This is a genomic window from Salinibacterium sp. TMP30 (genome assembly GCF_038397785.1).
Taxonomy (GTDB): Bacteria; Actinomycetota; Actinomycetes; order Actinomycetales; family Microbacteriaceae; genus Rhodoglobus.
In genome coordinates, this window is record NZ_CP151642.1 from 699,351 (window position 1) to 725,982 (window position 26,632).

Below are 26,632 nucleotides of genomic sequence, written 5' to 3' on the forward strand. Positions count from 1 at the left end.
GAAGCTAATTTCCTGCCAAAATTGCGTCGATCTCCGCGGCGGCGCCAGTTAGCGCGTCCTTCACCGTTACAGATCCTTCAAAGGCGGGAACGAGTGCTTGGTTGAGGATGGTGTCAACCTCAGACCCCTGGGGGATTGCCACTCGCGCTCTGGCGGTTGCGAGCTGGTCCGTGAACAGAGCAAGGTACGGCAGTAACTCGACCTGCTTGTCACCCAGAGCCTTGATGACCGTCAGCTGTCCTGTCGGTACAAGCGCCATCTGGAATTCTTCTGACTGAGTGAATTCGATGAACTTCATGGCTGCTTTTTTATGCTCGGACGTCGAGGTGAGAACGATGTCCTCGCCGCCGACGACGCTGACCGACCCACCGTCTCCGGCGGGCATTGGCGCATAAATGGGGGTGAAGTCGGGGAACTGCTCGCTCCAGATACCGTTCATCCACGGTCCGTCGAGGATGTTTGCGTAGTTTCCTCCGGGAAGGCCTTCTGATGTCGACGTTGCGCCGGCGTTGCCGATGATGCCGTTAGAGATTTGGCCGTCTTTGTAAAGATCCACGAGCATCTGCACTGCTGCCACTGACTTGTCGTTGTCGAGGTAGCCAGTCGACGTCGTGACCTTGTCGTCGGTGACAGCGCCGCCACCCGACCAGATCCATGGCGAGATGTTCCATGCACCCAAGCCACCATCGGCGAACACTTGGACACCCGAATCAGTAAGTGCATCTGCTGCTGCGACGAACTCGTCGAAGGTTGCGGGTGGAGCGTCGAGTCCCTGTGCGTCGAGAGCTTCTTGGCTAGTGATGAGCACGCGGGTGTTGGTATCTAGCGGGAGCCCGTAGTACTTGCCGTCGTAGAGGTTGGTTGAAAGGACGCCGGGGAATGTTGCGTCAGCGAGTTCCTGGAAGTTGTCCATTTCGTCCGAGAGGGGTACGAGCACACCGAGGTCGGCGAACTTGGGAACCCATCCAAGATCGGCACGCACGAGGTCGGGCAATTCATCGCCTGCCGCGCTCGTGGTGAGCTTCTTGAGTAGGTCGTCATACGGTACGTCGACGTATTCGACCGTAATGCCCGGGTTCGCTTCTTCAAACGACGGGATCAGAGTGTCGTTGAGCACGTCTGCTTGTGCAGAGTTGCCGCCGTTGCCGTACGCGCCCCAGAAAGTAATGGTCACGGGCTCGTCGGCAGTGCCTTCGGACTCGGGCGCTGACGAGCAACCCGCCATTACGAGGGCGATGGTCGCGGCGACAGCTGTCACCGCGATGACTTTGGAACGCTTCATTGCAGTTCTCCTCATTGATGTTTACATTCTGACTCAGGGCAGAGCCGGGTATGTGCTTGCGAATTAGTTCTACGGCAAAAGTAATGCCGTGTCAATTGTTGTCATTTAACAAGTTTTGAGCCCTACTTACTTCCCTTGCAAAAGGAATAGGCGCTATGGTGAGACGGTCCGCCGATAAAGAGAGGGTCTTCGTGACTATTGAGGATCAATCGTGGACCAGAGACGGCGGAGCGTCATTATCTGTCGCTCTTCAAGTGCTCATTAACGGCCCGATTTCTCGCAGCGATATTGCTCGCCGACTCGACATGTCCCCGGGTTCGCTAACCCGCCTGAGCACGCCGCTAATCGACGGTGGGCTCCTAGTCGAGGTCGGAGAACGCGCTGACGGACGCGCAGGCCGACCCTCGACCCTGCTTGACGTCGTTGCTCGGTCGCGAAATTTCATTGGGATGAAAATCACTTCGACAGAGGTCCTCGCAGTGGTGACAGACCTCAGGGCGAGCGTGCTTCACCAACGCTCAGCGAAGCTCACGTCGCGCGATCCCTCTGCGGTGATCGCGGTAATTGCTGATCTGGTCCAGACCCTTGCCGCCCGCGTGCCATCGGTGACCGCTATTGGCATCGGCTTGGGCGGCTTGGTAGGCGCCGACGGAATCGTCGAGAGTGCCCCATTCTTGGAATGGACCGACGTCTCCATCCGGGCCCTCGTCGAGGACGCAACCGGCTTTCCCACGGTCATTGACAACGACCTCGTAGCCTTCACCGAGTACGAGCGCTGGTTTGGTGCAGGCAAAGGACTGCAGAACTTCGCCGTGCTCACCCTGGGCGCCGGCATCGGATACGGGGTCGTTATCCACAACGAAATCGTTACTAGTGTCGATTCTGGAATCGGATTGGTAGGCCACTGGCCGCTGGACCCGTTTGGTCCAGTCTGTCCCGCCGGGCACCGCGGTTGTGCGAAGAGTGTGCTTGAACAGGGCGCTATCGTTCGCAATGTTTCCGCCGTAATAGGCCGGGAAGTGACGTACGACCAAGCACTGGACCTTGCGGAGGCCGGAGAGCCGGCCGCACGGCGAATAATCGACGAGGCCGGAGCCGGGCTAGGAACACTGTTGGCTGCGATCGCGAACCTCACGATGCCGCAGCGGATCATCCTTGGTGGTGAGGGTGTTCGCCTTGTAGACGTTGCGTCGGCGGCGATCCAGGAAGGCATCAATGGCCACCGTGATGCGCGCGCATCCGCGATCGACCTCGTCGCCACGTCCGGCGACAACACTGAATGGTGTCGCGGTGCTGCCGTACTCGCGATCCAGAAATACGTCCTCGACAAGTAGTCCAGTCAGCTCACCGTGATCAATGCACACGCGGGAGCCGCCCTATTCGTACCGAAGCGACTCCACAGGGTCAGCCCGAGCAGCGCGCGCGGCGGGCAGGGTGCCGGCGAGGAACGCGATGGCCATCACGACGAGGATGATCACGGCGACCGAGATCGGGTCAAAAGCGATTAGCGTGAGGCCCGGTAGGTCGGCGAGGATTGCGCCGGAGAGCAACGAACTGATCGCAGTGCCCACGATCATCCCGATTCCGACACCGATCGCGCTGCCCAAGAAGCCAATGAAGACAGCTTCGAGGCTGAAGAGTCCGAAAACTTTGCCGCTGCCCATGCCCATCGCTTTCATGAGGCCAATCTCGCGGGTGCGTTCCTGCACAGACATGAACAGGGTGTTCACGATTCCGAAGCTGGCAGCCAACAGGGCAATAATCGCGAACGCATTCAACACCAGCACGATTGCATCAATGATGGTCTTGAACGTGCCCAATTGGTCGGCGACAGTCGTGCCAGTGAAGCCTGCATCTGTGAGCCGCTCCTTGAGGGAAGTGACCTCGGCATCGGTCGCCGCCGGATCGAAGCGGATGCTCGCCTGGGCGTAACGTTCCTGCTGATCAGCGGGGATTCCAATGTTCTGGGTCTGATACAGCTCATCGGTCAGCGCAGAGTTCACGACAAGTCCGCCAGCACCGGGAGCAGCAATGCTCTCCTCGGCAACGCCCACGATGGTGGCGTCGATAAAGTGTTGCGTGCGCTCAGCATCCGTGATCGCAATCGTGAGGGTTTCCCCCACGGCGGCAGCTGAGTCAGCGAACCCGAGCGACTCCACATAGGTGACAGGCACATTCAGTTCGAGGGCATCCGAATCTGCGGCAGGCACTGCCCCAGCAGCAAGCTGCACGGTTTGGCCGGCAACGAGTCCGCCGACACTTGTCAGATACTGCGTGCCATCGCCATACTGAATCCAGTCCGGGGAAATCGACTTTGTCGCCTCAACATCGAGCACACCCGCGATGGTGGCGAGAGCATCCAAATCATCGGGAGTGAGGGCCACGACAGTGGAACCGGGACGGCTGAAGCCTCCGCTGACCACCGCATCAGGGTCGTATTCGGCCGGCCCAGAGGCATCACCAAAACCGGCATTAGCGTCCTGGGTCACCGAAACCGTCATCACATCTTCCGCACCGATGGAGGTGACCGTGTCATCGATGTACCGATTGATGCCCGTACCGAGGCCGTTGGTTATGGTGAGAGTGAACGCACCAACGAAGATCGCGAGAATCGTCAGAATGGTGCGGGTCTTCGAGCGGAAGGTGTTCGACGCGGCCGAGCCGATCAGGTCGAGAAGGTTCATGCGGCTACCTCCGTGGTGTCGTTCACGAGCAGGCCGTCGCGAATGTAGAGGCGTCGATCGCATCGTGCCGCCAGCTCCTCGTCGTGAGTGACCACGATCAAAGTGATGCCGTTATCACGGTTGAGATCGAACAGGATGTCTTCGACGACTGCGCCGGTGGCGGTGTCGAGATTTCCCGTGGGCTCATCAGCGAAAATGATGCGTGGGTTATTGACCAGCGCGCGAGCGATCACGGAACGCTGCTTTTGACCACCAGACAGGTTAAGAGCCTTGCTCGACGCTTTGTCGGCCATTTCGAGTTCCTCAAGAGCGACAAGGGCTCGCTGCTTGCGCTCGCTGCGCCGAATGCCCGCGATTTTCATCGGCAACATCACGTTTTCGAGAACGGATGCGTTTGCAGTGAGGAAGAACTGCTGAAATACGAACCCGAAAGTCTTGTTGCGCGCGCGGTTGAGGCTTTTTCCCTTCAGTGAGCTTGTGTCCACACCTTCAAGCTCAACGCTTCCTGATGTTGGGGCATCAAGCAGCGCGAGAACGTGCATCAGGGTTGATTTGCCCGACCCACTCTTGCCGATGATGGCGATGCTTTCGCCCTCAAAAATGTCGAAAGACACCCCTTTGAGTGCATCGAATCGGTTCGGGCCTCGGCCGTAAGACTTGTGTACATCCGTGACGCGGATGATCGGGGTATCCATAGCTCTCAGTCTCACGAGTTTGTGGGGAGAAAGCATCAGCCGTGGGGAGGTATTTGCCTACGCCGAACGGTGTATCTTCGGCGTCCGTAAAGTTTCCTTCGTCGTCGCCAGCGGGCGATTAGTTCGTTACCTACAACTTGAGCTTCGCCTTACGCTTCTGCTCGGCAGCACGCTCGAGCCGTTCAACGCGCAATACGTCTACGAGCAGTGCCGCGATAGGCACGACGGACGCGATGCCAAGCCATTCCTGCGTTGCGCCGGTGCTGACATAGATCACGTTGAAGACCACAGCCCAGACGAGTCCGCCGACGAGCCAAACCATCCGCCACCATGGTGTCGTGAGCTGACGGATGCGAGTGCGAGCCGCCGAAGGCTGCTCCGGTGGGGTTGTTGACTCGGTCGCATGTGCGGGCGTGGTTTCGTCCATGCGTCAACTCTACGGGCTCCAGAAATCTGATTCGCTGGATACAGCTGGCTGCCGGAAACCAACCCGTAACACCCACGGCACACGTTTAACGTGCTCGAAACATAACTGGCGAGCTTACGAAACGCTAAGACGGAATGCTTTGTGGTGCGGGTCGGTGGGAGTGGAATAACCCGGCACTCACTGAAATCCGCCACAGAGTTACGTGTGCACTAGGCGCACAAAGCGAAAGAGGTTGAGATGGATACAGTGGTATGGGTACTCATTAGCACTGCATTAGTGCTGCTTATGACCCCCGGTTTGGCTTTCTTTTACGGTGGACTCGTAAAAGAGAAGTCCGTAGTCAGCATGATGATGATGAGCTTCGGAGCGCTCGGCCTTGTTGCTGTTCTCTGGATTCTTATCGGCGCGAACATGAGCTCGATCGATGGGTCGATCTGGTCATTCTCGGGCAACCCGTTCAGCAACTTCGGTCAAGAGGGCGTCGCAGGCGTTGACCTCTTGAGCGTTGCTTTCGGTGGAACCTTCGCCATCATCACCACCGCACTCATCTCGGGTGCCATCGCCGATCGTGCACGCTTCGGACCGTGGATGATCTACACCGGTGTCTGGGCAACGCTCGTCTACTTCCCTGTCGCCGCGTGGGTTTGGGGCGGTGGCTGGATCCAGAACCTCGGCGACACCCTCGGCGGTCTTCCTGCAGTAATTGACTTCGCTGGTGGTACCGCAGTTCACATCAATGCCGGTGCTGCTGCTCTCGGTCTCGCCCTAGTTCTCGGCAAGCGAGTTGGCTTCAACAAGGGCATTGCGCAGCCTCATAACGTTCCCCTCGTTCTCATTGGTGCAGCTCTGCTCTGGTTTGGCTGGTTCGGATTCAACGCTGGTGCTGCTGGTACGCCTGATGAAGCTGGACTCATCGTCTTCAACACTCTCGCTGCCCCTGCCGCCGCAATCCTGGGTTGGATCGTTGTTGAGAAGCTTCGCACCGGTAAGGCCACCGCAGTGGGCGCCGTTTCGGGTGTTGTTGCTGGTCTTGTCGCCATCACCCCGGCATGTGCAAACCTCACGCCCGGCTGGGCATTAGTACTCGGTGCTGTAGCGGGTGCTGTTTGTGCTCTCGCTATCGAGCTCAAGTTCAACCTGGGCTTCGATGACTCGCTCGACGTTGTTGGACTCCACCTTGTTGCCGGCATCATCGGAACGATCTACCTCGGCTTCTTCGCAACCGACACCGGGCTCTTCGTTGGTGGGGATGCAGGCCAGCTCGTCGTTCAGACCATCAGCGTTCTCGCCGTCGCAATCTTCTCCTTCGCGATGTCGTGGTTGATCGGAACTGCCATTCAGAAGACCATTGGATTCCGCGTGACTTCTGAAGAAGAAATCGCTGGCATCGATCTCGCCGTCCACGGCGAGTCGGGCTACGCAATGCAGGCACGGGGAACCGTACCGGCTGAGTAGAGCCCACAACCTCGGGAGGGGCACGACTGTTATCGCGGTCGTGGCCCTCTTTTGGTGTGAGGTTACGGCTGCAGCCGCATCCGCTCCCAGCTGCCCGACGCAGCACGGGTGAAGCGCACCCGGTCGTGCAGTCGTGAGCTGCGGCCCTGCCAAAACTCGATGGTGTGTGGCTCAACAACGAAGCCGCCCCAGTCATCCGGACGCGGCACGTCACTGCCCTCAAACTCTTTCTCGAGCTCCGTTACGCGCTGTTCAAGCAGCGCTCGGGATGTGATGGGTTGCGATTGTTCGCTGGCGTGCGCCGCGATTTGGCTGCCTCGCGGTCGCGTCGCAAAGTATTCGTCTGAGACGGCTGCGGGCACGGGCCGAGCAACTCCCTGCACGAGCACTTGCCGGTGGATTGCATACCAGGGGAACACCAACGCAGCGGCAGGGTTTGCCAGCAGTTCCCGGCCTTTGATGGAGCTGTAGTTGGTGAAGAACTCGAGGCCGGCGTCGTCTATTGCGCGCAACAGCACGGTGCGGCTGCTGGGGGAGCCGTCGGCATCCACGGTCGACAGAACCATCGCATTGGGCTCATACACGTTCGAATCGGTGGCGTTTGTCAGCCACATCCGAAACTGTTCGAGAGGATCGTCGAGCACGTCGGCGTCATTGAGCGGCAACTGGCCGTAGTCGGTGTGTTGGCTCAGCGGATCTGACACGGAATGTCCTTTCGAGAGGGTGGAGCAGCCTGCGAGTGCACCAGCTAGTCGGCACCGTCGATTAGCGCTCTGTTCTTGTCGGGGATGCCGTCTTCGTTCATGTCGCGCTTGCGGGCGAGACGTGAATCCCAACGCAGGCTGATTGCCGCAAATATTGCCGCCAGTGCGGTGCCGATGAGGATGGCGAGTTTGGCTCCTGTGGTGTGCACGCTGTCGGGGAATGAGAGCTCTGAGATGAGCAGCGAAACCGTGAATCCGATACCGGTAAGGAAACCAATGGGGAGAAGGTCACGAAGCCCAATTGAGTCTGCTAACCGGAATTTGGTGACTTTGGTGATGAGGGCGGTCGTGCCGAGCACTCCGATTATCTTTCCTACCACCAAGCCGATAACGATTGCTGGCACAACGGGCTGAACCAGAACCGAGCCGATGCTGTCTTCGCCGCCCAGCGAGACGCCTGCTGCGAAGAATGCGAAAACAGGAAGGGCTATGCCGGAGGAGGTGGGGCGCACTGCATCGTCGAAGACGTGGGTGCGAACTTCTTTTTCGCCGTGAACGATTTTGGCCGGAACGGTGAATCCGAGCAGAACGCCCGCAATTGTCGCGTGCACTCCCGAGTCGTGCATGAATGCCCAGGCGACGAGCGCCAACGGAATCAATAGCCACCAGTAGGGCTTGCGTGAGCGAACCACAAGACCGAACAGGGCAATCGCGACAAGTGAGAAGAGAAGGGACAGAAGGTCGATGCTGTCGGTATAGAACAGCGCGATGATGATGATCGCCAGGAGGTCGTCAACGACGGCCATGGTGAGCAGGAAGGTGCGTAGTGCGCGCGGCAGTCCGCGACCGAAGATCGCGAGCACTGCGAGAGCGAAGGCGATGTCGGTTGCCACCGGAATTGCCCACCCCTGCAGCGCGGAAGGGTCGCCCATTGTGAGCACGATGATCACGAAGAGCAGCGCAGGGAAGATCATCCCGCCGATTGCAGCGAAAACGGGGACGGCGGCTTCGCGTGGTTTGCGCAGGCTGCCCGCAATGAGTTCGTGCTTGAGCTCAACACCGACAACGAAGAAGAAGATCGCCAGTAAGCCGTCAGCAGCCCACTTGGCCAAGGAAAGATCGAGGTTGAGCGCAGCAGGACCTATGACCGTCTCGGTGAGCGCTGCGTAGCCTTCGCGCCATGGCGAGTTTGCCCAGATAAGAGCGAGCGCGGCGGCAACCATGAGCAGGATGCCGCTGGTGGTCTCCATGGTGACCCACCGGCGAAGTCGCGTACGGGGGCTCAATTTCTTTGTGGATGTTGTCACTGAATTCCAGACGTTGAGGTTCGTCAGCGGGGTCGCCGACGCAATCGCCGACCAGACTTCCCGGCACTCCACAAAGAATTCTACCGCGTGCACAGCTGGGGAACGCGCGAATACGCACCCTGACTGCGCGCTCCACTGCGCATGGGAGTTGTCTCACAATCGGCGCTCACGGTTGATGCGCGGCGCCCAGTAAGGAATCGTGGGTTGTTCATTCCGCTGAATCTGGAAGGACGAACACTATGCTCACACTCACCGAAACAGCCACCACAGTCGTCAAAACGATTGTTGACCAAGATCCCAATACCGAAGCTTCGGGTCTCCGCATTAATGGGGAGCCTGGCGCCCCCAACCTCACGGTTGCCGTTGTTGCTGAACCTGAGGCGGGAGACTCCATCGTTGAGGCTGAAGGCGCACGCGTATTTCTGGAAGAGAACGCCGCCATCGCACTCAGCGACAAGACTCTTGACGCACAGGTCGGCGAAGATGGCGCAGTGAATTTCGCCATTGTCGACAACGGCAGCGCTAGCGACAACGGCAGCGCTAGCGACAACGCCTAGTCAGGCACAAGGGCAGTAACTAGATCTAGGTTCGTTGGCGCACGGTCGACGGAATCCTGAGACTAGTAGCGGGCGAGAGCGTCAGCATCTCGAGCATGAGTAACCGACCGGCGGATGGCGTCTAACGCCTCCACGGGGTCTGTCTCAGCTTCAGCGATCATGAGCTGGCGCTCCGCCTCCGCTAGTCGAGTGCGAGCACTCGCACTTGCACCACCCCGGCCGATCAGTTCTCTCACAGCGCTGATCTGGCTCCGGGCCGCGATAAGAGTTCCCCGGTAGGCCGCGCGGGCGTGTTCGAACCGCTGTTGCTGGTTACGCGCCGTCGCAAGGGCTGCATCCAAATCAGCGCCGGCATCGCCGAGCGCTATCAGTTGTGTAAACGGATCGATCGTGGCGCCGGGATCGACGGCGGTCTCAGTAAGAGCCTTCTCTACGGCAGCAATCGCCGCAACGATGGCGGCTCCTGTGTCGGGATCGGGCGCACGTTCCAGCGCCAGCCGCGCTTCACGCAGGTCACCCGCACTCGTGTCGCGCATCCGGCCCACCGCAAGTTCGGCATCTGCGAGCTCTGCCAGAGCGCGTTCGGATGCCGCGAGTTGCTGGTCTGCCCGGTGCAGTTCAGTAGCAGCAGCATGCAACCGGTCTGCCACGGCGTTCACTCCGGTCGAACTGATCTCGGGGGAGGCGACATCCAGTTCCTGCTCGGCACGGTCAAGAAACGCCTCGCCGTGGGTCACGTACCGCGCTGCTGGTGCGAGCACCACCTCACCGAAACGGTGGGCAGCGTCAGCGCATTCCTGCTGAGAGTGTAAAAGTCGATCACGCAGGGCACATAGCTGCTCCCGCAACGCGCGTACTGTCTGCGCTGCATCCACTTCGGTGCGGCGCCGTTCAGCAAAAGCCGCGTCGAAACGGTCAAGATTCGCCAGAGCCTTCTCGCAAATGGCAATCATTTGCCGGGAGTTGCGGCGACGCAACTGTTCAGCATCACTCGCGGCGGTGTCCCGCTGCTGGCCTAAACGAAACGCTTCGGTCAGCTGAAGCTTCGCGTCAGTGAGAGCGCTGTCGAAATCACGGGCGCTCGCGGCCCCGAATTGGGCCACGGCAAAACCGACTTCGTTGTGGGCATCGCGCACCCGGTCATCCAAACTCACCAGCAGCGCAGCGGCCTGGGAATCGAGAGAGGCCTGAGAGGTCGCGCCACGACGACCACGATCACCTCCGCGACGAAACAGCACAACGAACGCCCCGGCTCCCAGCAGCAGCACAAGCACGATGAGGGCGACGACCGCAACTATGGTGCCGCGCGCAAGTTCGGCGGCATCGGTGGCGGCCAACAGGGGGAGGGCGTAGGGCACCATGACTCGTATTCTACGGCGGTGAACCGCAAGAACTGGGGGTGCTGCCGGCGACTGAGTCTCGCGAAACTCGTGGTTGTTGCACCATTTCTTGCGGTTAGACGCTTAAGGTGGCGGTGTGTGGCGTGCAGATAAAGTTTCAGATGACTTCTCGGTCGATCCAGATTCGGTTGACGAGAATGTCGACGACGCCGAAAACGAGCACTCCCATCCCCACATTCAGGTAACAGCGCCTCATACGCTGAGTTTTGGTGAGCCGAACATCATGGCCGGAAACGTTGCAGAGCCCACGTGGACGCTCTGGCGTTCGCAATTGTCAGAGCTGGGCGGACAGTCGCCACTCTTACACTTCGTCGATTCGCCTCGCACACGCGTTGAGCTCTCTACGACGCATCCGGGCGGTTTGGCCCAGTTCATCACCGGTAAGCGCACACTGCTGTCGAGTTTGATCCGCGACGATGTTGCTTTGCGCTCGGCCAAGGTCGCGGCCGGCGCTGTCGCAGCGAAGGGTCTTGAACTCTCGACGGCTCGCGGAATCGATTCCGTGCACTTGGGCATTGGCATTGCGCGCTGGAACCACGACGGCGTTGAGTACTGTGCCCCAGTGTTGCTGCGGCCCCTCGCCATCCGTCGGCACGGTCGTGACTTTGAGCTGAAGTTGCGCGGCGCCGCCTACCTCAACCCAGAATTTGCTCGTGCACTCGATGAGCAGTTCCATTTGCGCCTCGACGCCGAATCGTTTGTCGCGCTCACGGATGCCGATGGCACCTTCAAGCCGAACCCGGTCATTGATCGCCTGCGCGGTCTCACCTCGCACCTCACGAATTTCGCGGTCAGCCCACGCCTCGTGGTGTCGTCCTTCGCCGATGTTGCGCCCGGTCTTGCTGACGATGCCGCCGAATTACAGCATCCGATCCTCGATGCACTAGCAGGCAACACTGCGGCAGCGTGGACCATCAAGGAGGGTTACGCTCCTGTGCCCGCGCTGTCGGCTGATGAGCGCTCGCCGCAGACCGATAACCTGCTGCTCGATGCCGATGCTGAGCAAGAGAATGTGATCGCCCAGATCGAAGCCGGCAACTCGTTGGTCGTTCGAACGCTCCCCGGCACTGGTGGCACCCAAACAATCGTCAACGCCGTTGGTGCACTCGTGGCGCGGAATAAGCGGGTGCTTGTCGTAACCCCGCGTCGTGCATCGCTGCACTCGATCGCTGATCGCTTTGGCGACATCGGGTTACCGGGCCTTGCTGTGGCACCGCGCACGTTGCGTCGCGACATCATCCGGTCCATTTCCCGCAGCGAAAAAGCGGCACGGCCGCAAATCGAAGACGTGGATGATGCACTGCTGCGCCTGCGCAAGATCATGCTCGACTACCGCGGGTCGATGGCTGTCGCCGATGATGTGCTCGGTGTCTCGGTTCTCGATTGCGTATCGGAGCTCAGCCGATTGGCGCTGCTGCCCAACCCGCCATCGACGACCGCACGACTCTCGCGCGAAGCCGTAGAGAAGCTTGCCGCGGATCGCACCTCCGCTACCGGTGTGATCATTGCCGCCGCCAAGCTGGGCGAGTTCAAGTATGGCCCTGGAGATTCGCCATGGTACGGAGCCCAGTTCGCTAACGGTGGCGAGGCGCTCAAAGCTCACGAGGTTGCCAAGCGTGCCAACACGCAGCTGTCTGAACTCTTAAGTGTCGCCAACCGTCTGGTGTCGAACACCCGCATGCGGCCATTCCAGAGCATTGAAGAGTTGGGCGTCTATTTGCGCCTCCTCGTTGATCTTCGGGAAACACTCGACCGTTTCGTGCCCACCGTTTTTGATCGCGCAATTACCGAACTTATTGCTGCGACAGCTCCGCGTCGCGACTTTCCCGACATGACCGCTGCCAACCGCCGCCGCCTCAAGAAGCTTGCTCTCGAATATGTGCGGCCCGGTGTGCGCGTGAACGACATGCACGCGGCCCTCATGCGCATTCAGAAGCAGCGCGTGCTGTGGCACCGTTTCGTTGCCGAAGGTGCAAGCCCCGCTGTTCCCGTCGGCATTGGTGAAGTTCAACGTTCGTACCAGCAGGTCTCAGAAGACCTTGCCGCCCTCGACATCCCGCTCGGCATTGCAGATTCTCACCTCACCCTGTCAAGTTTGCCCATCCCGTTCCTGATCGAAAAGGTCGAGGCGCTCGCCGCCGAGTCAGATGTGCTCAACAATCTGCAAGAGCGAACGGCGCTCATGGGCAGTCTGCGTGAGCTCAAACTCAACCCCCTGATCGATGATCTGGCCAAGCGTCACGTGCCCGAAGACCAGGTCGCCGCGGAGCTTGAACTCTCGTGGTGGAAATCAGCACTCGACTCCATGCTCGAAATGGATCGTGCACTTCTCAACGCCAACACGTCGGTGGTTGATCGTCTTGAAGCCGACTTCCGCCTTGTCGATGAAGCTCACGCCTCGGCAAACGCGAAGCAACTCTCCTGGCAGATCGCCGAAAACTGGAAAATCGGGCTCGTCGACTGGCCCGACGAAGCAGGTGCTCTCAAACGAGCGCTGGGCAAAGAGCGGCTCACGTCATTTGACGTTCAAACGTCAGCACCGCACCTTTCTCGCACCATTGCACCCGTTTGGTTGGCCTCGCCCTACGAGATCGACTCAGTCGTTGACACAATGCCGTTCGACACGGTGTTCCTCGTTGATGCCGGCGCGATGACCGTGGCCGAAGCGGCGGGAGCAATCCGCCGCTCGAAGCAGGTTGTCGTTGTTGGCGACCCCGTTATCCAGTCGCCAACCCCGTTTGAGATCGCGGTGCGCGACGCGACAGCTGATGCACCACCACCCATTGATGATGAGGTGCGCGAGGCTCTAGTCGAAGATTCAGCGTTCGCTCGCTTGAGTGGCCTGCTGCCGACTCTGACGTTGACCCGCAGCTACCGGCCCGGTGGCGAAGAGCTCGCCGAACTCGTTAACCGCCGCTTTTATGGCGGCCAAATCGAGTCCCTGCCCTGGGCGGGAAGCTTCCTCGGGCACGGCAGTCTCGCCGTCAGCTACGTTGCCGACGGTGTCGGAATGCCTGATCCCGACTCTGGCGCGGTCGAAAGCCCCGACGCCGAGGTCTCGCGCGTTGTTGAACTTGTTCTCGACCACGCCACCAAGCGGCCACAAGAGTCGCTCATGGTCATCACGGCAAGTCCGCTGCACTCGGTTCGGGTCATGCAGTCAGTGTTGGATGCTGTCAGCCGCCGTCGCCCCGAACTGCTCGATGTCATCATCGGCGATCGTGCTGAACCGTTTACGGTTACCACGATTGATCAGGCTGTGGCCCAAAGTCGCGACCGGGTAATTTTCTCTATCGGATACGGCCGCACACCACACGGTCGCGTGCTCTCAGACTTCGGTTCGCTTGGTGAGCCCGGGGGAGAACGGCTTCTCGCTGTCGCAATGACGCGTGCTCGTCGTTCGCTCGAAATCGTCACGTCGTTCCGTTCTGAAGACCTCGACGACGGTCGCATGAAGCACGGTGCGGTCGCCCTCGCTGAAGTGCTCGACGAAGTGGATGCGCGCTACGCCGAAATTCCTGTGCCTGACGACAGCGAGCCCATGCTGGTTGATCTTGCGCGCCGTCTCGAAAAGCGCGGACTGCGCGTTGCTCTCGGGCATCGCGGCAAACTGGGGCTTGTCGCCTCGCGTGGCGGTCGTTGCGGAACCGTCGAAACCGACGCCATGGTGCACGAGTCAAGCTTGCGTGAGTCGCTTCGACTGCGCCCCGAGCTGCTGCGTCGACTCGGCTGGCACTACCTCCGCGTGCACGCCTTCGAACTCTTCAGTGATCCCGATCAGGTGGCTGACAAAGTGGCCCGGATGCTCGGAGCGGAGCCTGCTCCCACGACCGAGCCCATTGGGATCATCCCCGCCACACGTCCCGAGCAGTAACTCGTGGGAGGCACTGACAACTCGCGGTCGAGCGAGCAGCACGGCGAGTCCAAGAAACATGACTCGCGGGAGTCCGGGCGCGAGCACACCGCCAAGGTCACCAAGCGCCGCCGTGTGACAACCGCACCACCCACCGGTTCCGACCCGCACCCGACTGGTGAGCCCGAGCGGCATCCTGCTAACGAGAACGATGAACGGCTTAGGGGCGACAAACCTCCACATTGGGGTTAGCGCCGCAGCCGCCCGACGATAAGTTCGTACGCTAAACGAGCCAGTCGTTAGGGGCGAGATGTTGGCTGTTAGCTATTCTGCTTCGCGAGCAGATCGCGAATCTGAAGGAGAAGCTCTGCCTCGGTGGGGCCTGCTTCGGGCTCGACAACTTTCGGTTTGCGTGCGTTGGCTCGCTTGTTGGCAAAGTTCATGGGTGCGACGATCGCAAAGTACACAACAACGGCGACGAGCAGAAACTGGATGATGGCAGCGAGCAACGCGCCAAAAGCGAGCACTGCGGGTTCGCCGGTGGCAGTGGGAATTTCTACCGCGAATGCTTCCGAAAGAGTCTCAGCGTTAAACATCGCTCCGATGAGGGGGTTGAAGACGCTGGCGACAATCGCGTTGACGACCGCGGTAAACGCGGCTCCGATGACGACCGCAACCGCAAGGTCGATGACGTTGCCACGCAAAATGAAAGTCTTGAATCCGCTTAACATTTCGTGCTCCTATTTATGGAGGATTCGTCAACTATGACGCCTTTGCCGCCGATGGAGAAGAGGCTGACGACGAAGAAGACGAAGTCGATCCAGAGGAAGAACCTGACGACCCCGACGAGTTCGAAGACCCGGAGGTTGAAGAAGCCGAGGAAGATGAATCCGACGACTTACTCGATGACGACTTACCCGATGACGCTTCTGACGACGAACCAGACGAACTCGAACCGGAGTCGCTGGAACCCTTCGTGGCGCGCGAATCGTTGCGGTAGAAGCCGGAGCCGTTAAAAGTGACACCGATCGCCGAAAACACTTTGCGAAGCTTGCCCTCGCAGGCGGGGCAGACCGTCAATGAATGATCGGTGAACGATTGTTGAATATCGAAGGCGTTGTCGCATTCGGTGCAGCGGTAGGAATAGGTAGGCACTAGATCCTTAGTTGTGCTCGGTAATGGTCACAATTCCCGAGGGGGTGACTATGCCATTAACAGGTTGGTCATGAAGTTCGGTGGGTACGGCATCCACATATTCGTTGTCGAAGATCACGGCGTAGACGGGAGGTTTCGTCTCCATGGAGCCGAGAGTCTTGTCGAAGTAGCCACGACCCCAGCCCATGCGCATGCCGGTGCGATCCACGGATGCCGCGGGCACAATGATCAGGTCGACGTCGTTGATAGCAATCGGGCCCAGTACTTCGCTGGTCGGCGCCGGCATTCCAATGAGGTCTTCGTCTTCATCTTCGCCGTCGTAGGGCGCCCAGTCGAGCAGCCCATCAGCGCGAGAGATGGGCAGCAGCACGGTGATGTCGTGTTCGCATGCCCAGCGAAGGAAGCCGCGAGTTTGTGGTTCGTCTGTGGCGGAGAGGTAGGCCGCTACCGAAGTGGAACCGAAGCGGGAAGCGAGTTCGATAAGGTTCGCGGTCACACCCGCTTCAGACTCTTCCCGCTCTTTGGCGGTGCAGATGCGGCGGCGTTCGCGTAATTCGGCCCGGAGTGCACGTTTATCGTGACTGACGTCGTCGGTCATGTATGCATTCTACGAGACTGTCCCGGTAGCCTGTACCCATGGCATCGAAGATTACTAAAGCGGTCATTCCTGCGGCCGGTCTGGGCACCCGATTTTTGCCAGCAACGAAGGCAATGCCCAAAGAGATGTTGCCCGTTGTTGATAAGCCAGCAATTCAGTATGTCGTTGAGGAAGCAGTCGCTGCTGGACTCACTGATGTGCTGATGGTGACGGGCCGCAACAAGAATGCGCTCGAGAATCATTTCGACCGTATGACTGAACTTGAGGCGACTTTGGAGTTGAAGGGCGACATCGACCGTCTGTCCAAGGTTGAGTTCTCGAATGACCTCGCCGATATGCACTATGTGCGCCAGGGTGACCCTCGCGGTCTCGGTCACGCCGTGTTGCGCGCGCGGATGCACGTGGGCGATCAGCCTTTCGCCGTGTTGCTCGGTGACGACCTCATCGATGCCCGAGATGTTTTGCTTTCGCGCATGCTCGAGGAGCAGACGGCACGCAATGCGACCGTTATCGCGCTCATGGAGGTCGATCCGGCCCTGAGTCACCTGTACGGAATCGCTACCGTTGAGCCGACTGATGATGACGACGTTGTGCGCATTACGGGTCTGGTGGAGAAGCCGGCCCAGGGCACCGCGCCTTCTAACCTTGCCATCATCGGTCGCTATGTGCTCCGCCCCGAAATTTTCGAGATCCTTGAGCGCACCGATCCAGGCAAGGGCGGCGAAATCCAGTTGACGGATGCCCTGCTCGAGATGGCCAAAAACAATGTTGCCGGCGGCGTCTACGGTGTTGTATTCCGCGGCCGCCGCTATGACACGGGTGACCGTCTCGACTACATCAAGGCGATCGTGCAGCTCGCCGTTGAGCGAGAAGACTTGGGCCCCGAACTGCGCCCCTGGCTCAAGCAGTTCAGCTCAACGCTGGAATAGCGGATGGCGTATGGCATTCCGACGCTCAGCGACGGAGACATAACTATTCGCCCCATTAGGGTGCGAGACGCTCGTGCGTTAGAGAAAGAACTCCGGGATAACCGGGGGTGGCTTCGCCAGTGGGAGGCCACGAGCCCCGTTGGGCCGGTCAGCTTTGACGTGAAGTCGAGCATCCGGGGACTGTTGCAGCAATCACGCTCCGGCGCAGGGTTACCGTTTGTTGTCGAGCGCGAGGGTGATGTTGCCGGTCAGCTGAATGTTTCGTCGATTACCTACGGTTCGCTTGCGTCGGCGACGATTGGCTATTGGGTTTCTGAGCGTTTTGCGGGCAAAGGACTTACCCCCACGGCGGTGGGTTTGGCTACCGACTACTGCTTTTTTCACCTCGGGTTGCACCGCATGGAGATCTGTATCCGTCCCGAGAATGCGCCAAGCTTGCGTGTCGTTGAGAAGCTCGGTTTTCGCTATGAGGGGTTGAGGCGTCGCTTCATCCACATTGATGGTGATTGGCGTGATCACTTCTGTTTTGGGCTTACCGTTGAAGAGGTTCCTCAGGGTGTGTTGCGTCGCTGGCAAGCGGGCAAGGCCCCCGAAGCCGATGCCAACATTCCGGCGGTGGATCGCGCCCGTGCAGCCAACCCGCTGATCCCTCCGCGCCGCTGACGGCAGCCGTTCGCTTCTTCGGTTCGCGACAAGTGTTGCGACAAGGGTTGCGACATCCGTTGGGGCGCAATCGGGGCAATTCTCAGGATCTTTTGATTTCACTGCCGCGTGCCGACAGCGCGTCGTGCGTGGATGCTCGTACCGTATAGCCATGGAATTCACCAGCATCGGCGGCGGCGTGATGATCGCGCTCGCGGCAGGGCTCTGGCTGGTGTATCTGGTTCCTAACTGGTTCAAGAACCGCGAATACTTAGCAACCGAACGTAATGCGGTTCGACTGCAGCAGACGATTCGTGTTCTTGCGCAGACCGCAGAGATGCCCGAAGAGATCCGCGCTGAGGCGGTTGCCCGCAGGGCCGCTGAGCTGGCTAAGGCTCGAGCATTGCAAGGCCCCGTTGCGGTCGGTCGGGCCGTTGCGGTGCCAACTCGCGAACAGGCACTCGCACTCTCGGCTCGACGGCTTCGCCGCACTCGTGCATTGACCGCGCTCGTTCTTCTTGCCAGCGTCGTCGTCGTTGGCGTGCAGCTTTCGCTCGTTGTTACCGCTGGTGCGGCGATCGTTTCGGGAACCTGGTTGGTGCTCGCTACCGCGACCATCGCGGGGATCAGCGCAAGCGCGATGCTCTCCCGTCTCGCGGAACGCTCACGTGCTCGAAATGTCAAAAGCGCACCCGCTGTGCGCACAGCCGCGCCGCGCCGCCGCGTTGTGCTCTCCTCGGATGCGCCCGTCGAAGACGTCACTGCCAAGGTCAGTTGGACCCCCGTGCCCGTGCCCAAACCCATGTATCTGACGCGCAGTAACGCACCAGAAGCTGCTGTTGCTGCCGCACGTCATGCCGCCGAGATCGATAGCGAGCTGCGTCAGGCAGCGGAATCTGCCGAACAGGCTCTGCGAGCAAACACCGTTGCAATGGCCGCAGCAACGCGTGAGGCGGAGTTAGCGCGCGAAGCCAAGTGGTCACCAGCGAAGCCCATCGCGGTGCCCGCCGCTGCCGCCCCCAACCGTTTCGCCGGCATGGGCATCGTCGACGTTCAGGGTGGCACTCCCGACTTGGATGCCGCTCTCGCGCGTCGTCGTCGCGCTAGCTAGCGCTTACGAGTGATGGGGGGAGACGACGTCTCGTTCCTGTTGAGCATGAAAGTTCGGATCAGTCTCGTGCGCGCACAGCGATGGGGCGTACGAGTTGGTGGTGAGTCCAAGCCGACGCCCCATCGCTGTTCTAGTGTTCGGTTGCAGTCTCCGCGCCGTGCCCGGTGAGCGAGCGCACATCCATCTCGGCTGCGAGTTCAGGATCCTCCTGCCGCTGAGAGGTGACCGTCCCGAGCCAGCCGAGTGCGAACCCGAGCGGAATGGAGACAATGCCGGGGTTCTTCAGGGGGAAAATCGCGAAGTTGATATCCGCCCCCAACATCGACGTTGGCGTGCCGCTCATCACTGGCGAGAAGACGATGAGCAGAACCGCTGCAGCCAGACCACCGACCATGCTCCAGACGGCGCCTCGGGTGTTAAACCGCTTCCAGTACAGGGAGTAAAGAATCGTGGGCAGGTTCGCGCTTGCCGCAACGGCGAATGCGAGTGCCACAAGGAAGGCGATGTTTTGGCCTTGAACACCGATGCCTCCCAATACTGCAAGCACACCGATCACCACGACGGTGCGTCGAGCGATCTTGACCTCAGCGTCGGGGTCTCCCTTACCCTTTTTGATTACGTTCGAGTAAATGTCGTGGGCGAAGGATGCCGCCGCCGTGATCGTGAGCCCGGCAACGACCGCGAGGATCGTAGCGAAAGCGATCGCCGAGACGAACCCCAGGAGCAATGGACCGCCGAGCTCAAGTGCCAGCAAAGGAGCCGCAGAGTTCACGCCGCCCGGTGCATTTTGGATGGTGTCGGAACCCACTAGGGCGGCAGCACCGTAGCCGAGCACGAGCGTGAGCAGGTAGAAGCCACCGATGAGCCAGATCGCCCACACCACAGAACGTCGTGCCTCTTTTGCCGTTGGCACCGTATAGAAGCGCATCAAGACGTGAGGCAAACCAGCGGTACCGAGCACGAGTGCAATCGATAGTGAGATGAAGTCGAGCGGATTGGAGCCGTACTGGAGCCCGGGTGCAAGGATCGCCTCAGCAGGCGTAGCCACGGAATTGTCCACGGCACTCTGCATCACACGTGAGAGATCGAATCCATTGAGAATGAGCACCCAGATGGTCATCGCGATCGCGGCCCCGACTAGCAGGAACGCTTTCACAATCTGCACCCAGGTGGTGCCCTTCATGCCGCCGATCAGCACATACAGAATCATGAGACCGCCGACGACCGCAACCACAACTGATTGACCGAGCTTGTCGTTGATACCGAGGAGCAGCGAGACCAGGCCACCGGCTCCGGCCATCTGCGCAAGCAGATAGAAGAAGCAGACTGCGAGCGTTGTTGCCGCGGCCGCCATCCTGACCGGGCGCTGCTTCAGACGGAATGACAAAACATCCGCCATCGTGAACTTGCCGGTGTTGCGCATCAACTCTGCAACCAGGAGCAGGGCGACGAGCCAAGCGACGAGGAAGCCGATGGAGTACAAGAATCCGTCATACCCGTTGATCGCAATTGCTCCAACGATCCCGAGGAAGGATGCTGCCGACAGGTAGTCACCGGTGATCGCGAACCCGTTTTGTGGGCCCGTGAACGAGCGACCTCCGGCGTAGTAGTCCGCAGCCGTCGCGTTGTTGCGGCTGGCACGGATCACGATGAACAGCGTGATTGCTACAAATGCGAGGAAGATGGAAATGTTGAGAACCGGATTGCTCTGGGACTCCGCGTCTGCGGCGGCGGCAAGTGTGCTCAGGCTGAGGGCGATCATGCGACGGACTCCTTCGATTCAAGATCTGCTCTGATCTGAGCGGCAAGAGGATCCAGTCTGCGGTTGGCAAACGATACATAGGTCATCGTGATAACGAAAGTACTCACGAACTGGCCAAAGCCGAGTAGTAGCCCGACATTGATAACCCCGAAGACAGGGGTTGCCATGAAGTCATGCGCATAGGCGGCCAGAATCACGTAGCCGAAATACCACAACAGGAACGTGATGGTGAGGGGGAAAACGAACGATCTGTGCCGCCGTTTGAGCTCCACAAATGCGGGGTCTTTTTCTTCTTCGCGGTAGTCGAGCCTGGCAGTCGCTCGTGGCGCTCTTTCAGGATTGGCGGGTGGGGTGGTTGTATCCCTGGTAGGGGAGTTTTCATCAGACATCTGGGGCCTCCTTGCCTCAAGAAATTGATGGATGGGTTGGATCGTTTGAAAATTAGCGAACGGGGGTGCGGCCCGCGGCGACAAATAGCGGATCAAGTACCGTGACGTCTTCGATTGTCGGGGGAATACGAACTTCCTCACCGTCGAAGATCTGTCGAATGGTTTTGCGAAGGATCTTTCCGGAGCGCGTCTTCGGTAGCCTCTCGACAACCATCACGTCGCGGAATGCGGCCACCGGGCCAATGACCTCGCGCACGAGCGCCACAAGCTCTATCGCGAGATCGCTTTCTGGCCGTGTGTGACCGTGTTTCATCGTGATGAAACCGGCCGCTCGTTGACCCTTCAGCTCGTCGTACAGACCGAGAACGGCGCACTCTGCGACATCCGGGTGCTGGGAGAGAACTTCCTCAAGTGATCCTGTCGAGAGGCGGTGCCCGGCCACGTTGATGACATCGTCGGTGCGCCCCATCACGAAAAGGTAGCCGTCGTCATCGAAATAGCCGGCGTCACCCGTCGCGTAGTATCCCGGGAATTCTTCGAGGTACGAGCTCACGAATCGCTCGGTGCTGCCCCACAGCCCAGTGAGAGCACCGGGAGGAAGTGGCAACTGAATTGCGATGTTTCCCTCGGTGCCTGGCTTCGTGACGTCATTGCCCTCGCGGTCGAGAATGCGAGGGAGGAAGCCGGGCATCGGCACGCCGGTCGATCCCGCTTTTGAGGGGAGTTGCTGCACACCACGAGGGTTCGCGCAGATCGGCCATCCGGTCTCTGTCTGCCACCAGTGATCGATGATGGGAACATGGATGCCGTTGTTGGCCCAGTGCCACGTCTCGGTGTCGAGACGCTCGCCCGCGAGGTACACGGCTTGCAAACTGGAGGTATCGTATTTGCCGAGTTCGTCGAGCGTGGGATCCTCTCGGCGGATAGCGCGCAGCGCTGTTGGTGCGGTGTAGAGCACGTCGATCTTGTAGTCCTGAATGAGCCGCCAGAACGTGCCAGCATCGGGGGTGCCGACAGGCTTACCTTCGTACAAAACGGTCGCTGCGCCGGCAATTAACGGACCATAGACAATGAAGGAATGGCCAACAACCCAGCCAACATCCGAAGCGGTAAAGATTGTGTGTTGGTTGTCGATTCCGTAGATGTGGCTCATGGCCCACTGGAGAGCTACTGCGTAGCCTCCGGTATCGCGGACCACACCTTTGGGGCTGCCCGTGGTGCCTGAGGTGTAGAGAATGTAGAGCGGATCTTGGGCGTGCATCTCAACAGCATCGGCCGGTATTGCGGCAGCCTCGAGTTCGTCCCAATCACGCCACGCCACATCGACAGTCCCTCCGCTAGTGGCACCGTTGGCGTATTCGGTGATATCGCCGTCGAGCTGAGGGCGGTCTTTGACCACAACGTGTCGAACGCTGCCGGTACTCAGACGGATTGCTTGGTGCACGATCGGGAGGTACTCCACTGCACGGGATGGCTCGAGACCGCCGGTTGCGGTGACGATCACTGAGGGCGTGGCGTCGTTGATCCGCACAGCCAATTCGTTCGCTGCAAAGCCGCCGAACACGACAGAGTGAATGGCCCCGATTCGAGCGCAGGCGAGCATGGCCACAACCGCTTCAGGGATCATGGGCAGGTAGATCAAGACACGGTCTCCCACACCAACGCCCAGTTCGTGTAGGGCTCCGGCGAAATTGCGCACGCGTTCGAGGAGTTGTGCGTAGCTCAATACACCCTGTTCTCCAGTCATAGCTGAATCGGAGATGAGCGCTGGTTGGTCTCCTCGTCCGGCGGCCACATGGCGGTCGAGAGCGTTGACGCTCATGTTGAGCGTTCCGTCGGCAAACCAGGCGCCGTGATCGGTTCCGGGTTTGGTTGCCTGCGTCGGAGTGGCACGAGTTGGTGGGGTGAACCAGTCGATGCGTTCTGCTTGCTGCAGCCAGAATTCGTCGGGAGCGTCGGTCGCGTGGGCTTGAATTGCGGCGAATGAACCGCTCTGCTGTGGTGCGCGAGCTGCAGGTTGTAGCGAAGGTACTGGCTCCAACGAAGGGGCATTTGACATCAATTTCTCCTGTGAAATGTTTGATGTGGAGTTTCTCTTGTGGGGAGACAATCCCGTGCTAATCTCAGGCTACGTAGGGGCGTAAGGCACGTAATACCCCCGAAAGTTGGGAATCCGCAATGACGCAGATAGCTGAACTGAGTGACGTCGATTTGATCCAGAAAGCCACTCAAGAGGTCGCAGCCAGCACTGGATTTAGCTTGTCGTTTGGTGGCCTCATCTCGGGAACCGAGCTGACCATTAATGCCTTCAGCGGCGCTCGAACCGGCCGACTCGACGGATTGCAAGTGCGAAAAGAGCGAGGGCTCGGCGGGCTGGCAATGGCCCAGAGGGCCCCCAGATTTACGCACGATTACGAGCACTCTCCGCAAATCACTCACGACTATGACGCACCAGTTCTCGGTGAAGGAGTTGTGTCGCTTCTGGCCATTCCGATTGTCGCGTCGGGAACGTTGCGAGGGTTGATCTATGCAGGTTCTCACTCACTTCTCATGCCAGACACGGTCGCCGCTCGCCCTGCTGTCGCAATCGCAGACGCACTGGGCAGAGAGCTTGCTATCCGGGATGAGGTGACACGTCGATTGGTGGCCCTACAGTCACGACAGGGCGGAAGGTTGTCGCCGACGGCTGAGGAGCACCTGCGGGAACAATTTGCGCAGATCCGCCAGCTCGCTGCCGATGTCTCTGATCGCGACGTCCGACTGAAGCTTCGAAGCATTGGGCGGGGCCTTGCCGACGTTTTAGGAGTGGAGGCAAAGGATACTCAGCCGAACGAGGCGCCCGTCTTGCTATCTCCGCGAGAGATTGACGTGCTCTCGTACGTCGCCCTCGGCTACAGCAACGCTCGTACAGCGGCGCTGCTCTACCTCACCGAGCAAACCGTCAAGGGATATCTCAGCAGCGCAATGAAGAAACTTGACGCGTCTTCGCGCTACGCAGCGGTAGCAATCGCACGTAAACAGGGGCACCTGCCCTAGCGAAAGCGGAGTGCATCGAGCGACATCGGCACGTTCCGTTCAGCGAACACTCGGTGATATCGTTGGTTCAGCAGTACGGGCCCTTGGCGCAGTTGGTAGCGCGCCTCGTTCGCATCGAGGAGGTCAGGAGTTCAAATCTCCTAGGGTCCACCACTAGTTAGTAAGCGCTTAGTCGGCGATGTTCATGAGCAGATGACCTGACGCAACCGTCAAACCAACGCTTGCGTTCACTGACGCGACAACGCCGTCTTTGTGAGCCACGAGCGGTTGCTCCATCTTCATTGCCTCAAGTACGAGGATGAGGTCGCCCTTGACGACCTTGTCGCCCTCAGCCACAGCGAGCTTCACGATGGTTGCCTGCATCGGGGCCTTCACTGAGTCACCGGTGACGGTGTTAACTGCAGAGGTGGCGCGGCGCTTGGGTGCGGCAGAAAGAGTAGCTCCCGTTGACGTGCTGGGGACCAGCCTTGACGGCAGGTTGACCTGCACGCGCTTGCCGGCAACCTCTACGACAACGTTGTGGCGGGCAGCAGCAACAGTGGGTTCGCCGAGCGACCCTGTCCACGGCTCGATGTCGTTGTCGAACTCGGTCTCGATCCAGCGGGTGTAAATCGTGAACGGGTTGCTCGTGAAGGCAGGATCGCGAACGATCTTGCGGTGGAACGGCAACACGGTGGGCAGGCCAGCAACCTCAAACTCGTCAAGGGCTCGACGCGAACGTTCGAGCGCATCCTCACGACTCGAACCTGTGACGATGAGCTTGGCCAGCAGCGAATCGAAAGCACCACTGATTTCGTCCCCCGTCGTGACACCGCTGTCTACACGGACGCCGGGACCGCCTGGCATACGCAGCACATGCACAGGGCCGGGTGATGGCATGAAGTTGAGTCCGGCATCCTCACCATTGATACGGAACTCGAAAGAGTGACCGCGCGGTACGGGGTCGTCGTAGTCGAGCACACCGCCCTCGGCAATACGGAACTGCTCACGAACCAGGTCGATACCCGTGACCTCTTCAGAGACAGGGTGTTCAACTTGAAGGCGCGTGTTTACCTCAAGGAACGAAATGGTGCCGTCTTTGGCAACCAAGAACTCGCAGGTGCCGGCACCGAGGTACCCCACCTCGCGCAGGATGGCCTTCGACGACTCATAGAGCGCCGTGTTCTGCTCATCGCTCAAGAACGGCGCAGGGGCCTCCTCGACAAGCTTCTGGTGGCGACGCTGTAGCGAGCAGTCGCGGGTAGAGATAACGACAACATTGCCGTGAGCATCCGCAAGGCACTGGGTTTCGACGTGGCGAGGCTGGTCGAGGTACTTCTCAACGAAGCACTCACCGCGACCGAACGCGGCAACCGCTTCACGCGTAGCGGAATCGAACAGTTCAGGAATTTCTTCGCGAGTGCGCGCAACCTTCAAGCCACGACCACCACCGCCGAACGCTGCCTTAATAGCGACGGGAAGACCATGAATGTCAACAAACTCGAGAACCTCAGCAGCACCAGAGACCGGGTTCAGGGTTCCGGGAGCCAGTGGGGCACCCACCTTTTCTGCGATGTGGCGCGCGGAAACCTTGTCGCCCAACTTTTCTATCGCCTCAGGCGATGGGCCGATCCAGATAATGCCAGCATCAATGACAGCGCGAGCGAATTCTGCGTTCTCGGCCAAAAAGCCATAGCCGGGGTGGATCGCATCAGCACCAGAGCGGCGAGCGATCGACAGGATCTTGTCGATTACGAGATACGTTTCGGCGCTCGTTGCACCGTCAAGTGCGTAGGCCTCATCGGCGAGCTTGACGTGACGAGCATCCCGATCCTGGTCTGCATACACCGCAACTGATGCGATGCCGCTGTCTTTAGCCGCGCGGATAACGCGAACAGCGATCTCTCCGCGGTTGGCGATGAGTACCTTCGTAATTCGAGCCATAGTTACCTAGCTTAAGGGGGTAGAGGCCGAAGCCTTGAGGTATTGCACACAAAAATAGGGGGCAAGCACTGTGGATGCCTACAGACCGGGGCGCTCCATGTTCCAGAGGTCAGTCCACTCGGCATCGAATTCGCGCAACAGTTGGCGAAGCAGTGAGACAGAAAGCCCCACAACCGCATGAGGGTCGCCCTCGATTTTCGTGATGAATGCGGCACCCAAACTGTCGATCGTGAATGCACCAGCAACTTTCAATGGTTCACCCGTCGCGACGTAGGCGTCGATCTCGGCATCACTGATGTTGGGAGCAAACGTGACAATCGCACTAGAGACCGCACCGGTTGCGCCGCGAACTTCGCCACCACGGTGGTCGATCAGCCAATGCCCGGAATGCAACACGCCAGTGCGTCCGCGCTGCGCCAACCACCGCTGTTTAGCGATCTCCGGTTCGTGCGGCTTTCCAAACAACTCACCGCCCAATTCGAACGCAGAATCGCCGCCGAGGATAAACCCGTCAATTGGCTCGCCACTGATACGCGAATCGGTCACTGCCTCAGCTTTGGCTCGGGCCAGCAACTCAACCAGTGAGGGCCCATCCAGAGGCCCAGGGGCTGCCGCCGCGACTGCTTCTTCATCGACGCCGGAGGCCACAAGCACAGGGTCGACACCGGCCGCCCGCAACGTTGCAAGCCGTGCGGGAGAGGTGGAAGCAAGATAAAGGCGCAC

At 59.7% G+C, this 26,632-nt stretch carries 23 protein-coding genes and 1 tRNA gene; 9 read left to right on the forward strand and 15 right to left on the reverse strand.

From position 1 onward, the window contains the following. Positions 1-4 precede the first annotated feature (4 nt). Entirely contained in the window at positions 5-1,282 is a 1,278-nt protein-coding gene (locus AADH44_RS03400) for an extracellular solute-binding protein (protein WP_341954098.1), read from the reverse strand. Positions 1,283-1,473: 191 nt separating this feature from the next. On the opposite strand from AADH44_RS03400, the gene AADH44_RS03405 reads away from it, so the two are divergent. Next, a complete protein-coding gene (locus AADH44_RS03405) occupies positions 1,474-2,616 on the forward strand; it encodes an ROK family transcriptional regulator (RefSeq protein WP_341954099.1) in 1,143 nt (380 codons plus the stop codon). A gap of 42 nt (positions 2,617-2,658) precedes the next feature. Here the strand turns inward: AADH44_RS03405 and AADH44_RS03410 are convergent, their stop codons facing one another. The 3 genes from AADH44_RS03410 to AADH44_RS03420 form a co-directional block, all read right to left on the reverse strand. After that, positions 2,659-3,966 (reverse strand): ABC transporter permease, encoded by a 1,308-nt coding sequence (locus AADH44_RS03410; protein ID WP_341954100.1) that lies wholly within the window; start codon positions 3,964-3,966, stop codon positions 2,659-2,661. Next, positions 3,963-4,661 carry an ABC transporter ATP-binding protein gene (locus AADH44_RS03415; protein WP_341954101.1) on the reverse strand — a complete coding sequence of 233 codons (699 nt, stop codon included), beginning with the start codon at positions 4,659-4,661 and terminating at the stop codon, positions 3,963-3,965. The genes AADH44_RS03410 and AADH44_RS03415 overlap by 4 nt, the downstream gene beginning before the upstream one ends. A gap of 130 nt (positions 4,662-4,791) precedes the next feature. Then, positions 4,792-5,088 (reverse strand): hypothetical protein, encoded by a 297-nt coding sequence (locus AADH44_RS03420; protein WP_341954102.1) that lies wholly within the window; start codon positions 5,086-5,088, stop codon positions 4,792-4,794. A gap of 237 nt (positions 5,089-5,325) precedes the next feature. Here AADH44_RS03420 and AADH44_RS03425 point away from each other — a divergent pair, with 237 nt between their 5' ends. Next, positions 5,326-6,543, forward strand: a complete 1,218-nt coding sequence (locus AADH44_RS03425) for an ammonium transporter (RefSeq protein ID WP_341954103.1) — start codon at positions 5,326-5,328, stop codon at positions 6,541-6,543. Positions 6,544-6,605: 62 nt separating this feature from the next. Here AADH44_RS03425 and pdxH read toward each other — a convergent pair whose 3' ends face one another. Then, positions 6,606-7,247, reverse strand: coding sequence for a pyridoxamine 5'-phosphate oxidase (gene pdxH, locus AADH44_RS03430; protein ID WP_341954104.1), 642 nt, complete (start codon positions 7,245-7,247; stop codon positions 6,606-6,608). A 44-nt stretch (positions 7,248-7,291) separates the two neighbouring features. Continuing rightward, positions 7,292-8,626 carry a Na+/H+ antiporter NhaA gene (gene nhaA, locus AADH44_RS03435; RefSeq protein WP_341954105.1) on the reverse strand — a complete coding sequence of 445 codons (1,335 nt, stop codon included), beginning with the start codon at positions 8,624-8,626 and terminating at the stop codon, positions 7,292-7,294. A gap of 167 nt (positions 8,627-8,793) precedes the next feature. Here nhaA and AADH44_RS03440 point away from each other — a divergent pair, with 167 nt between their 5' ends. Beyond that, the gene (locus AADH44_RS03440) at positions 8,794-9,111 is read left to right on the forward strand and encodes an iron-sulfur cluster assembly accessory protein (protein ID WP_341954106.1); all 318 of its coding nucleotides are present in this window, start codon (positions 8,794-8,796) and stop codon (positions 9,109-9,111) included. A gap of 62 nt (positions 9,112-9,173) precedes the next feature. On the opposite strand, the gene AADH44_RS03445 is transcribed toward AADH44_RS03440, so the two are convergent. After that, positions 9,174-10,472, reverse strand: coding sequence for a hypothetical protein (locus AADH44_RS03445; protein WP_341954107.1), 1,299 nt, complete (start codon positions 10,470-10,472; stop codon positions 9,174-9,176). A gap of 262 nt (positions 10,473-10,734) precedes the next feature. Between AADH44_RS03445 and AADH44_RS03450 the strand changes: the two genes are divergently transcribed. After that, positions 10,735-14,385, forward strand: a complete 3,651-nt coding sequence (locus tag AADH44_RS03450; protein ID WP_341954902.1) for an AAA family ATPase — start codon at positions 10,735-10,737, stop codon at positions 14,383-14,385. A gap of 299 nt (positions 14,386-14,684) precedes the next feature. Here the strand turns inward: AADH44_RS03450 and mscL are convergent, their stop codons facing one another. Genes mscL through AADH44_RS03465 form a run of 3 tightly spaced genes read right to left on the reverse strand, consistent with a single transcriptional unit; the run spans position 14,685 to position 16,117 of the window. Beyond that, positions 14,685-15,095 carry a large conductance mechanosensitive channel protein MscL gene (mscL, locus tag AADH44_RS03455; RefSeq protein ID WP_341954108.1) on the reverse strand — a complete coding sequence of 137 codons (411 nt, stop codon included), beginning with the start codon at positions 15,093-15,095 and terminating at the stop codon, positions 14,685-14,687. 31 nt (positions 15,096-15,126) lie between these two features. Then, positions 15,127-15,519 (reverse strand): FmdB family zinc ribbon protein, encoded by a 393-nt coding sequence (locus AADH44_RS03460; protein ID WP_341954109.1) that lies wholly within the window; start codon positions 15,517-15,519, stop codon positions 15,127-15,129. 7 nt (positions 15,520-15,526) lie between these two features. Continuing rightward, positions 15,527-16,117 (reverse strand): 5-formyltetrahydrofolate cyclo-ligase, encoded by a 591-nt coding sequence (locus tag AADH44_RS03465; RefSeq protein WP_341954110.1) that lies wholly within the window; start codon positions 16,115-16,117, stop codon positions 15,527-15,529. Positions 16,118-16,155: 38 nt separating this feature from the next. Between AADH44_RS03465 and galU the strand changes: the two genes are divergently transcribed. The 3 genes from galU to AADH44_RS03480 all read left to right on the forward strand — a co-directional run bounded on the left by galU (position 16,156) and on the right by AADH44_RS03480 (position 18,799). Continuing rightward, positions 16,156-17,046 (forward strand): UTP--glucose-1-phosphate uridylyltransferase GalU, encoded by an 891-nt coding sequence (gene galU, locus AADH44_RS03470; RefSeq protein WP_341954111.1) that lies wholly within the window; start codon positions 16,156-16,158, stop codon positions 17,044-17,046. Positions 17,047-17,049: 3 nt separating this feature from the next. Further along, positions 17,050-17,709 carry a GNAT family protein gene (locus AADH44_RS03475; protein ID WP_341954112.1) on the forward strand — a complete coding sequence of 220 codons (660 nt, stop codon included), beginning with the start codon at positions 17,050-17,052 and terminating at the stop codon, positions 17,707-17,709. A gap of 151 nt (positions 17,710-17,860) precedes the next feature. Beyond that, positions 17,861-18,799 carry a hypothetical protein gene (locus AADH44_RS03480; protein ID WP_341954113.1) on the forward strand — a complete coding sequence of 313 codons (939 nt, stop codon included), beginning with the start codon at positions 17,861-17,863 and terminating at the stop codon, positions 18,797-18,799. A 130-nt stretch (positions 18,800-18,929) separates the two neighbouring features. Here AADH44_RS03480 and AADH44_RS03485 read toward each other — a convergent pair whose 3' ends face one another. The 3 genes from AADH44_RS03485 to AADH44_RS03495 are packed head-to-tail and all read right to left on the reverse strand — an operon-like array spanning position 18,930 to position 23,009. After that, the gene (locus AADH44_RS03485; RefSeq protein WP_341954114.1) at positions 18,930-20,561 is read right to left on the reverse strand and encodes a cation acetate symporter; all 1,632 of its coding nucleotides are present in this window, start codon (positions 20,559-20,561) and stop codon (positions 18,930-18,932) included. Then, the gene (locus AADH44_RS03490; protein WP_341954115.1) at positions 20,558-20,950 is read right to left on the reverse strand and encodes a DUF485 domain-containing protein; all 393 of its coding nucleotides are present in this window, start codon (positions 20,948-20,950) and stop codon (positions 20,558-20,560) included. Before AADH44_RS03490 ends, AADH44_RS03485 begins: the two co-directional genes overlap by 4 nt. Before the next feature lie 52 nt (positions 20,951-21,002). After that, positions 21,003-23,009 (reverse strand): AMP-binding protein, encoded by a 2,007-nt coding sequence (locus AADH44_RS03495; RefSeq protein WP_341954116.1) that lies wholly within the window; start codon positions 23,007-23,009, stop codon positions 21,003-21,005. Between the two features lie 119 nt (positions 23,010-23,128). Between AADH44_RS03495 and AADH44_RS03500 the strand changes: the two genes are divergently transcribed. Together AADH44_RS03500 and AADH44_RS03505 are read left to right on the forward strand one after the other, a co-directional pair. After that, positions 23,129-23,986, forward strand: a complete 858-nt coding sequence (locus AADH44_RS03500; protein ID WP_341954117.1) for a LuxR C-terminal-related transcriptional regulator — start codon at positions 23,129-23,131, stop codon at positions 23,984-23,986. 77 nt (positions 23,987-24,063) lie between these two features. Beyond that, positions 24,064-24,139, forward strand: a tRNA-Ala gene (locus tag AADH44_RS03505). A 15-nt stretch (positions 24,140-24,154) separates the two neighbouring features. On the opposite strand, the gene AADH44_RS03510 is transcribed toward AADH44_RS03505, so the two are convergent. Both AADH44_RS03510 and AADH44_RS03515 read right to left on the reverse strand, forming a co-directional pair. Further along, complete coding sequence (locus AADH44_RS03510; protein WP_341954118.1) at positions 24,155-25,909, reverse strand: biotin carboxylase N-terminal domain-containing protein; 1,755 nt, start codon at positions 25,907-25,909, stop codon at positions 24,155-24,157. Positions 25,910-25,987: 78 nt separating this feature from the next. After that, positions 25,988-26,632, reverse strand: coding sequence for a Maf family protein (locus AADH44_RS03515; protein ID WP_341954119.1), 645 nt, complete (start codon positions 26,630-26,632; stop codon positions 25,988-25,990).